5 protein-coding genes and 9 tRNA genes are annotated in these 7,829 nt (G+C 45.1%); 5 read left to right on the top strand and 9 right to left on the bottom strand.

From position 1 onward, the window contains the following. The 5 genes from ACQEXR_RS19345 to ACQEXR_RS19365 all read left to right on the top strand — a co-directional run. Window positions 1-189 (top strand): hypothetical protein (locus ACQEXR_RS19345; protein WP_427020952.1); only part of this gene is annotated, 189 nt, incomplete at its 5' end. Continuing rightward, window positions 171-2,045 carry a flagellar hook-associated protein FlgK gene (flgK, locus tag ACQEXR_RS19350; protein WP_426952480.1) on the top strand — a complete coding sequence of 625 codons (1,875 nt, stop codon included), beginning with the start codon at window positions 171-173 and terminating at the stop codon, window positions 2,043-2,045. The genes ACQEXR_RS19345 and flgK, both read left to right, overlap by 19 nt. A 10-nt stretch (window positions 2,046-2,055) precedes the next feature. Beyond that, the gene (gene flgL, locus ACQEXR_RS19355) at window positions 2,056-3,249 is read left to right on the top strand and encodes a flagellar hook-associated protein FlgL (RefSeq protein WP_331416043.1); all 1,194 of its coding nucleotides are present in this window, start codon (window positions 2,056-2,058) and stop codon (window positions 3,247-3,249) included. Window positions 3,250-3,619: 370 nt separating this feature from the next. Further along, window positions 3,620-4,765: a flagellin gene (locus ACQEXR_RS19360; RefSeq protein ID WP_426952483.1), complete on the top strand. Its 1,146-nt coding sequence runs from the start codon at window positions 3,620-3,622 to the stop codon at window positions 4,763-4,765. A gap of 492 nt (window positions 4,766-5,257) precedes the next feature. Continuing rightward, window positions 5,258-6,391 (top strand): flagellin, encoded by a 1,134-nt coding sequence (locus tag ACQEXR_RS19365; RefSeq protein ID WP_426952485.1) that lies wholly within the window; start codon window positions 5,258-5,260, stop codon window positions 6,389-6,391. A gap of 153 nt (window positions 6,392-6,544) precedes the next feature. Here ACQEXR_RS19365 and ACQEXR_RS19370 read toward each other — a convergent pair. From ACQEXR_RS19370 to ACQEXR_RS19410, 9 genes are all read right to left on the bottom strand, one after another. Then, window positions 6,545-6,629: transfer RNA gene (locus ACQEXR_RS19370), tRNA-Leu, on the bottom strand. 193 nt (window positions 6,630-6,822) lie between these two features. Continuing rightward, a tRNA-Gln gene (locus ACQEXR_RS19375) sits at window positions 6,823-6,897 on the bottom strand. Between the two features lie 29 nt (window positions 6,898-6,926). Continuing rightward, window positions 6,927-7,011, bottom strand: a tRNA-Leu gene (locus ACQEXR_RS19380). Window positions 7,012-7,031: 20 nt separating this feature from the next. Next, window positions 7,032-7,116: transfer RNA gene (locus ACQEXR_RS19385), tRNA-Leu, on the bottom strand. Between the two features lie 39 nt (window positions 7,117-7,155). Further along, window positions 7,156-7,232, bottom strand: a tRNA-Met gene (locus ACQEXR_RS19390). Between the two features lie 14 nt (window positions 7,233-7,246). Further along, window positions 7,247-7,331 (bottom strand) — tRNA-Leu (locus ACQEXR_RS19395). Between the two features lie 116 nt (window positions 7,332-7,447). Further along, window positions 7,448-7,522, bottom strand: a tRNA-Gln gene (locus ACQEXR_RS19400). Window positions 7,523-7,551: 29 nt separating this feature from the next. After that, a tRNA-Leu gene (locus ACQEXR_RS19405) sits at window positions 7,552-7,636 on the bottom strand. Window positions 7,637-7,752: 116 nt separating this feature from the next. Continuing rightward, window positions 7,753-7,827: transfer RNA gene (locus ACQEXR_RS19410), tRNA-Gln, on the bottom strand. Between the last annotated feature and the right edge of the window lie 2 nt (window positions 7,828-7,829).

A 7,829-nucleotide genomic window follows, 5' to 3' on the forward strand; every position in this document is an offset into this window, starting at 1 on the left:
CTCGCTTCTCGCTTCTCGCTTCTCGCTTCTCGCTTCTCGCTTCTCGCTTCTCGCTTCTCGCTTCTCGCTTCTCGCTTCTCGCTTCTCGCTTCTCGCTTTGGCACACATATTGCAAATCTTAATTCAGATATTCAGTTAACACTGATTTTTAAAGGTTTCTTGGGGGCAATATGGCGTCTGATCTTCTGAATCTTGGTTCGCAAAGCGTACTGACGGCTCAGAGACAACTCAACACCACTGGTCATAACATCTCTAATGTAAATACAGAGGGTTACAGCCGTCAGTCGGTGATACAAGGCACAAACATGCCACGCCAATACGGTGGGGAAACCTACGGTATGGGTGTCCATGTGGAAAAAGTTCGCCGCTCTTGGGATCAGTTTGCCGTCAATGAACTCAATGTCTCTACCACTAACTATGCGCATAAAGTCGATGACGAAGGCAATTTAGAGATGCTATCGAGCATGCTCTCTTCAGTGGCATCGAAAAAAATTCCTGAAAATCTTAATGAATGGTTCGATGGAGTGAAATCACTCGCAGACAGTCCGAATGATGTGGGCGCACGTAAGGTTGTGTTAGAGAAAGCGAATCTGATTACGCAAAACCTTAATGATTTCCATGAAACCATCCGTCGTCAATCCGATGTCACTAATAAAAAACTTGAGCTCGGCATAGAGCGTGTCAATCAACTTGCTTTGGAAATTAGAGACTTACATCGATTGATGATGCGTACACCTGGGCCACACAATGATTTGATGGATACCCATGAAAAATTGGTCGCGGAACTGTCTGAGTACACCAAGGTAACCGTTACGCCACGTAAAAACGCTGAAGGTTTCAATATTCACATTGGTAATGGTCACACCCTCGTTTCAGGAACTGAAGCGAGTGAACTCAAGATGATTGATGGTTATCCAGATGTTCATCAGCGTCGTCTTGCCATGATTGAAGGTAAAGGTATCAAGGCGATTACCACCAAGGATATTGATGGCAAAATCGGAGCTATGCTCTCGATGCGCGATGAGAAAATTCCAGAATTGATGGATGAGTTAGGACGATTAGCGACTTCATTCTCATACCAAGTCAACAAGCTCCAGTCTCAAGGTCTGGATTTAAGAGGCAACATTGGTGGTCTGATGTTTACCGATGTGAACTCGGATGTGGTGGCAAAGTCTAGAGTTGTGACGTCATCGAATTCAAGTGCTGATGTTGCGGTGTTTATTGAAGATACCAGCAAGTTAGTTGGTGGCGAGTACTCTCTGCAATACACGGGCGGGGATTACTACATAACGCGTCCTTCTGGAGAGCAATTTATTGTTCCCGTTGTCGACAATGCCATCACACTTGACGGTATCCGTATCGATATTCGTAAGGATCTAGAGTCTGGAGAGCGCGTTCTGTTGAGACCAACTCGAAGTGGCGCGGCACAGATGAAGATGGCAACGAATGACCCAAGTGATATTGCCGCACAAAGTTATGAAGCATCCACAACCTTTGCTCAAGGCAAGGCGAAGTTCAGTATTGAACAAGCAGGTGCATTACGTGAGTTTGAAGTCATCATCTCACCGGATGGCAAACAGTTTGCCGTTACTGACACCAAAGGCAATGTACTGCTTGAGCCACGAGACTACCCACCATCGGGTGTTGTGACAGTGCAGGGCACCTCATTTGAGTTGACCGATGGTGCGTTGCCGAATGACAAGTTTACGGCAAACCTTGTCCCTTCAGAAGGTGATAACGGCAACTTGCTAAAAATGCAAAATATCCAGACCGATAAAAAGCTCAATGATGGCGAATCGACCATTCTGGATATTTATCACAACCTCAATACAAACGTTGGTTTGCAGATGTCGACCGCTTCAAGGCTGACAGATGTATCGCGTTTGGAAAAAGAAGCTGCGCAGGAACGTGTAGCGTCGATTTCTGGCGTTAACCTCGATGAGGAAGCGGCAAACATGATGAAGTTCCAGCAAGCGTATATGGCTTCCTCACGCATCATGCAGGCGGCAAATGATACCTTTAACACCATTCTGGCGTTGAGATAAGGAGGCATAAATGATGAACCGTATTTCTAGCTTCCATAACTATCAATCAGTACAGAATGATTTGCGTCGTTCCGAAGCGAAAGTACACCATAATCAGGCGCAGTTAGCATCGGGTAAAAAGTTAATGAAAGCCAGTGATGATCCACTGGCAACGCATTACATCCAAAATATTGGTCAGCAAAAAGAGCAATTACGTCAGTTTACTGATGCGATTGTGTTGACTCGCAATCGTCTAGAGCACCATGAGGTCATTATCTCCAATGCGGAACAGTTTGCTGATGAAGCGAAACGCACGGTGATGGAAATGATCAATGGTGCCTTATCACCAGAAGACCGATTAGCGAAGCGTAGAGAGATCCAAGAGATTGCCAATAACTTCCTCAACTTGGTCAATGTTCAAGATGAATCCGGCAACTATATCTTTGCCGGTACTAAACCTAAAAACCAACCATTCTTCCGTGATAAGGATGGAGAGGTGGTGTATGCAGGCGATGACTATCAACGCAAGATGAAGATCTCCAACAGCTTAGAAATGCCGATCAATGATCCAGGCAGCAAGCTGTATATGGAAATAGACAATCCATTTGGTGATTTTGAACCTAAGTACAACCTAAAAGATGCATCAGAACTGTTACTAGAGCGTGCTATCAACATTAATCCAGACGATCAGTCGACCTATAAAGTCACTTTTGTCGATATGCCCGACGGCAAATATGGATACCAGTTGGAACGTGATGGTTCAGTCGTTAAAGCAGACACCTTTGACCCTGCCAAAGGCATTCAATACGAAGGCGTGAAAATTCAGGTCAAAGGCCAGATTACCAAAGGTGATGAGATCAGCTTAGAGCCGAGACGTACCTTCAGTGTGTTTGAAACGTTTAAAGATGCGATGGAGTATTCACGAGGTTCGGTATCAGACGCATCCAACACCGCTCAGTTACATCAGATTACACAAGAGTTCCATGCCGCTTTCATTCATTTGAACAAGGCGCGCACGGATGTGGGTGCAAGGCTAAATACACTTGATATCCAAGAAGAGCAGCATGACGACTTCAAAATGACGTTGGCTAAATCAAAAAGTAATTTTGAAGATCTGGATTATGCAGAAGCGATTATCGAATTCAACGAGAACTCGCGAGCACTGCAAGCGTCACAACAAGCGTTTGGTAAAACCAAAGACTTAACACTATTTAACTACATCTAATCTCAATGCCTTATGCGCCATGCCATAAGAGCGAGATAGATGTAGTTTGCCAGCAAAACGAAACTACGATGAGTGGCAAGTCAGGTGGCAAAAGAGCGGCAACGAGCTTGCCGCAGGCGGTGAGTGTAATTTGTTCAATTAGGATAATTTGCAATCACTAGATTCAAGTTGCTAATAAATAAGGATAAATAAATTTATTTTCCGGATTTTTAAAATTGGCACACAACTTGAATCAGTTAATTGAGAGTTAAACAAATTAGTTTTAAGCAGGTAATCGATCTGCTTAGCAAGGCATTTACGGTCAGTGCTTCCAAATGAGACAAAGCTGGCCGCTTCGCAAGCACTTGCGAACTCAATAGGAGAGCAAACTATGACCATTACAGTAAATACTAACGTTTCGGCGATGACAGCCCAGCGTTACCTAAACAAAGCAACGGGTGATCTGAATACCTCTATGGAGCGTTTGTCTTCTGGTCAACAGATCAACAGTGCAAAAGATGATGCGGCTGGCCTACAGATTTCGAACCGATTAACGGCTCAGTCTCGTGGTCTTGACGTAGCAATGCGTAATGCCAACGACGGTATTTCTATTGCCCAGACAGCTGAAGGTGCAATGAATGAGTCAACATCGATTCTTCAACGTATCCGTGACTTGTCACTACAATCAGCAAACGGTACTAACTCTGCGTCAGAGCGCCAAGCTCTACATGAAGAAGTAGCGGCACTGCAAGATGAATTAAACCGTATCGCGGAAACAACATCATTTGGTGGTCGTAAACTGCTGAATGGTTCATTTGGCGAAGCATCATTCCAGATCGGTGCGAGTTCAGGTGAAGCGATCATCATGGGCTTAACCAGTGTACGTGCAGACGATTTCCGTATGGGCGGACAAACTTTTATCTCTGACCCTGAGAAAGCCAAAGATAAAGACTGGGGTGTACCAAGCGCAGCAAAAGATTTGAAGTTTGAGTTCACGACGAAAGATGGTGAAGCAGTGACACTCGATATTATCGCTAAAGAAGGCGACGACATCGAAGAGCTTGCAACTTATATCAACGGCCAAACAGACAAGTTTAAAGCGTCTGTAGACCAAGATGGAAGACTGCAGATCTTTGCCGCAGAGCCTAATTTAGAGGGTAACCTGAACATCTCAGGTGGTCTTGCAAGTGAACTTGGCCTAAACGGTGGCCCTGGTGTGCAAACAACAGTACAGAACATCGATGTTCGTTCGGTTGGTGGCGCTCAAAACGCGGTAGGTATTGTGGATGCGGCACTGAAGTACGTAGATTCACAACGTGCTGATTTAGGTGCGAAACAAAACCGTCTAAGTCACAGCATCAACAACTTGGCTAACATCCAAGAAAACGTAGAAGCATCGAACAGTCGAATCCGCGATACTGATTTCGCGAAAGAGACTACGGCGATGACAAAAGCACAAATTCTGCAACAAGCAGGTACTTCAATACTTGCTCAAGCAAAACAGTTGCCAAACTCTGCAATGTCACTATTGCAGTAGTGGTCAACCTTTTCACTAACGTAAACCTAGACGTAGGGTTAGTGGAAGTTTGACGGCAAACATAGGTGATTAGGTAATGGAGTTCTCTCTCTCACCTGCTCCATCACTGGAGTCACCTATGTAGCGCGGCAGCCAGGCTGTGATCATTTCTCTCGATCTCCATATTGGCATTGGCTACCAAATAGCCCCGGTTCTCTCAAAGGAAAAGGGGCTTTTCTTTTGCCCAAAGAAAACTATCTTTAAATTTACTCCCTCGACAGCGAAAACGCGCGTTATCGGCTGAAGTTCCTATTTCTTTAGCAATTAAGTTCATATCTGCTAACCGCATCAATCTGCTACGGTTAACCCCATTTTTTTATAGAAATTGACCAAATAGCTCTAAAGTTAATCAGATTAACGTCGCTAATAAGGTTACTTTGAGAGAACTAATTGGTTTGCCGAGACGTCGGAAACCTTTACCTCCGGTCTACGGAAATCAATAGGAGAACCACTATGGCGGTTAATGTAAATACAAACGTCGCGGCAATGACAGCACAACGCTACTTGAATAGCGCTTCAACTGCTCAACAAGCATCGATGGAAAGACTTTCATCCGGTTTTAAGATCAACAGCGCAAAAGATGACGCTGCGGGTCTACAAATTTCTAACCGTTTGAATGTACAAAGCCGAGGTTTAGACGTCGCAGTACGTAACGCAAACGATGGTATTTCGATGGCACAAACAGCTGAAGGTGCCATGAACGAAACAACCAACATCCTACAACGTATGCGTGATCTATCACTTCAATCAGCTAACGGCTCTAACTCTAAGTCTGAGCGTGTAGCGATTCAAGAAGAGATCACGGCACTGAATGATGAACTTAACCGTATCGCAGAAACAACCTCTTTTGGTGGTAACAAGCTACTGAATGGTACGTTCGCGACCAAGTCCTTCCAAATTGGTGCGGACAACGGTGAAGCCGTTATGCTTACCATGAACAATATGCGTAGCGACAACGCTATGATGGGTGGTAACAGTTACGTGGCAGCGAATGGCCAAGGTAAAGACTGGGCAGTGCAGAGTGGGGCAAATGACCTTACAATCACGCTAACTGACAAGTTTGGACAAGAGCAAAACGTAGCGATTAACGCAAAAGCTGGTGACGATATCGAAGAGCTAGCGACTTACATCAATGGTCAAACTGATCTTGTTAAAGCGTCAGTCGATCAAGATGGCAAGCTACAGCTATTTACCGATAACAACCGCGTTGAAGGCGTTGCAACCTTTGGTGGTAGCTTAGCGGGTGAACTAAGTATTGGTGAAGCTAAAGCGGTTACCGTTGACACGATCGATGTAACGTCGGTTGGTGGTGCACAAGAATCGGTAGCGATTGTCGATGCGGCTCTTAAATTTGTTGATAGCCATCGTGCAGAACTGGGTGCATTCCAGAACCGTTTCAACCATGCAATCAATAACTTAGATAACATTAACGAAAATGTGAATGCGTCTAAGAGCCGAATTAAGGATACAGACTTCGCGAAAGAGACGACAGCTCTAACGAAATCTCAGATCCTTACTCAGGCTTCGAGCTCTGTTCTTGCTCAAGCAAAGCAAGCGCCCAACTCAGCGTTGGGGCTTTTAGGCTAAGAAAGTAATTTCTAAGCAAATTTAAAAGTCATGACTCTAAGCAAAAAATCCAGCCTCGGCTGGATTTTTTTATCTCTCGACATCGTTCGTCGACCAAATTTTCCATAGAGTAGATAAAACAAAACCCAGCTAAAAGCTGGGTTTTATAAAGAATGGTGCGGAAAGAGAGACTTGAACTCTCACACCTTGCGGCGCCAGAACCTAAATCTGGTGCGTCTACCAATTCCGCCATTTCCGCATCGTATTCTGTAGTTATCCTGATAATTGGTAAAATCAAGATAACGTTGTATATGTCAGGCTACTGATGGCCTAACCAGGAACAATAGATGTGGCATCTAGTGAACCTATAAATAATGGCAGGCTACTTAGAGCCGAGCCAGGGACAATAGATGGGGCATCAAATGATGCTTATCTAGTGAACCTATAAATAATGGCAGGTCTACCTGGATTCGAACCAGGGAATGGCGGCATCAAAAGCCGCTGCCTTACCGCTTGGCGATAGACCTGCAGTGCTCTCAAAGAGAGGCTTAAAGAATGGTGCGGAAAGAGAGACTTGAACTCTCACACCTTGCGGCGCCAGAACCTAAATCTGGTGCGTCTACCAATTCCGCCATTTCCGCGTAACTTTTATTGTTCAAGATGGTGCGGAAGGAGAGACTTGAACTCTCACACCTTGCGGCGCCAGAACCTAAATCTGGTGCGTCTACCAATTCCGCCATTTCCGCATCTTTTCCTAAAAGCTTTCATTTAAAAACGCTTAGGAATGGTGGCTACGACGGGATTCGAACCTGTGACCCCATCATTATGAGTGATGTGCTCTAACCAGCTGAGCTACGTAGCCATAGTGATTAAGAATGGTGCGGAAAGAGAGACTTGAACTCTCACACCTTGCGGCGCCAGAACCTAAATCTGGTGCGTCTACCAATTCCGCCATTTCCGCATCTTAATCTGTAGTCATCCTGATAATTGGTAAAATCAAGATAACGTTGTATATGTCAGACTACTGAGAGCCTAACCAGGAACAATAGATGTGGCATCTAGTGAACCGATAAATAATGGCAGGTCTACCTGGATTCGAACCAGGGAATGGCGGCATCAAAAGCCGCTGCCTTACCGCTTGGCGATAGACCTGCAGTGCTCTCAAAGAGAGGCTTAAAGAATGGTGCGGAAAGAGAGACTTGAACTCTCACACCTTGCGGCGCCAGAACCTAAATCTGGTGCGTCTACCAATTCCGCCATTTCCGCATCGTATTCTGTAGTCATCCTGATAATTGGTAAAATCAAGATAACGTTGTATATGTCAGGCTACTGATGGCCTAACCAGGAACAATAGATGTGGCATCTAGTGAACCGATAAATAATGGCAGGTCTACCTGGATTCGAACCAGGGAATGGCGGCATCAAAAGCCGCTGCCTTACCGCTTGGCGATAGACCTGC

It is taken from the genome of Vibrio sp. TRT 2004 (genome assembly GCF_050113735.1).
Lineage (GTDB): Bacteria > Pseudomonadota > Gammaproteobacteria > Enterobacterales > Vibrionaceae > Vibrio.

Coding starts and splice junctions, on each gene's coding strand:
- flgK (WP_426952480.1), top strand. CDS start 171: ATGGCGTCTGATCTTCTGAATCTTGGTTCGCAAAGCGTACTGACGGCT.
- flgL (WP_331416043.1), top strand. CDS start 2,056: ATGATGAACCGTATTTCTAGCTTCCATAACTATCAATCAGTACAGAAT.
- ACQEXR_RS19360 (WP_426952483.1), top strand. CDS start 3,620: ATGACCATTACAGTAAATACTAACGTTTCGGCGATGACAGCCCAGCGT.
- ACQEXR_RS19365 (WP_426952485.1), top strand. CDS start 5,258: ATGGCGGTTAATGTAAATACAAACGTCGCGGCAATGACAGCACAACGC.